This is a genomic window from Nonomuraea sp. NPDC049269 (assembly GCF_043197155.1).
Classification (GTDB): Bacteria; Actinomycetota; Actinomycetes; order Streptosporangiales; family Streptosporangiaceae; genus Nonomuraea.
This window is the reverse complement of record NZ_JBICSO010000027.1, coordinates 1-1,817: the sequence shown is the minus strand read 5'-3', so window position 1 is coordinate 1,817 and position 1,817 is coordinate 1. Positions and strand designations below refer to the sequence as shown.

Sequence of the window (1,817 nt, the reverse complement as noted above, 5' to 3'; positions counted from 1 at the left end):
CCACCCACGCCACCCACGCCCACCACCAGCTGCCGCACACCCGGCTGCTGACCGCGTACGGCATCACCGAGACCACCATCGACTCCACCTACAGCATCCTGACCCCCCACCTACCCCACCAGCCGAAGCAACCCGAGGCTCAGCCCGGCGACCACGACGCTCACCCCGGCGACCACGACGCTCAGCATGGCGACCTCAGCGATCGCAGTGATGTCGGCGGTCAGCGTGGTTCGGTGGAGCGGACCGGCTTGTTGCCGCTCGGCGAGCAGCCTGCCGGGCCCACCCCGATCGGTATCCCGTTGCCCGGCACCCACACCTACGTGCTGGACTCCCACCTCAACCCGGTCCCGGTCGGCGTCCCCGGCGAGCTGTTCATCGCCGGCGCCGGCCTGACCCGCGGCTACTACCACCGCCCGGCTCTGACAGCGGGACGTTTCATCGCCCACCCCTACGCCGACGACGGCTCACGTCTCTACCGCACCGGCGACCTCGCCGCCTGGCGACCGGACGGCCAACTCGACTTCCTGGGCCGCACCGACCACCAGGTCAAGATCCGCGGCCACCGCATCGAACCCGCCGAGATCCAGCACGCCCTGACCAGCCACCCCCACATCGCCGCAGCCCTGGTCACCACCCATGACGCCGGCACCACCGACGAGGACGGCAATGACGTCAGCGGGGGTCACGGTGGCCGAGAGGGTAAGGTCGGCGTCGGTCAGCGGCTGGTCGCCTACGTGGTCCCGGCTGACCCCGCCCATGGCGCCCCCACCACCGATGATCTGCGGGGATATCTGGCCGCCGGTCTGCCGGATTACATGATCCCGTCGGTGTTCATCGAGCTGGCTGCCTTCCCTTTGACTCCTAACGGGAAGATCGATCGTGCGGCGCTGCCGGTGCCCGATGGCAGCCGTCCTGAGCTCGCAGGTGGCTACCAGCCGCCGACCACTCCGACGGAGCAGTTGCTGGCCGGCATCTGGGCCGACCTGCTCGGCGTGGACCAGGTCGGCGTCCGCGACAACTTCTTCGACCTCGGCGGCCACTCTCTGCTGGCCACTCAGGTCGTCTCTCGGGTCCGGGTGGTTCTCGAGGTAGATCTGCCTCTGGCGGCTCTGTTCGATCATCCGACTGTCAGTGAGCTGGTTCCGCTGCTCGGTGAGGTGTCGGATGGCGTCGTCAAGCCGCCGGTCCTGCCCATTTCGCGTGACCAGGTGTTGCCGCTGTCGTTCGCGCAGCAGCGGTTGTGGTTCCTGGCTCAGCTCGACCCGGACTCGGCCGAGTACAACACCCCCACCCCCATCCCGCTGCCCGGAGACCTCGACATTCCCGCTCTGCGTGCCGCGCTGGCGGCGCTGGTGGAGCGGCATGAGGTGTTGCGGACCCGGCTGGTCGCCGATGCCGACGGCATCCCGCACCAGGTCATCGATCCGCCCAGCGATTTCGATCTGCCCGTCATCGAGGTGGCGAGCGAACAGGAAGCACAGGCGCTGATCGTTGCCGACGCGGCCACGCCGTTCGATCTGGCTGCCGGCCCGCTGCTCCGGGGCAGCTTGATCCGGCTGAGCGATCAGGCGCACATCCTGGCCTTGTGCATGCATCACGTTGTCTTCGATGAGTGGTCGGCCAAGATCTTCCAGCGGGAGCTTCTCGCGTTGTACGAGGCTTTCCGGGCTGGGGAGTCGTCTCCGTTGGTGCCGTTGCGGGTGCAGTACGCCGACTTCGCGCTGTGGCAGCGTTCCTGGCTGACCGGCGAGACTTTGGAGGGGCAGCTCGGCTACTGGCGGCGCCGGCTGGCCCGGCCTTCGGTGCTGGACCTGCCT

Annotated in this window: 1 protein-coding gene; it reads left to right on the top strand. The window is 68.5% G+C overall.

All coding sequences use genetic code 11. The features are described from left to right. Positions 1 to 1,817: condensation domain-containing protein (locus ACGFNP_RS61010; protein WP_393334388.1), on the top strand; the 1,817-nt coding region annotated here is incomplete at both ends.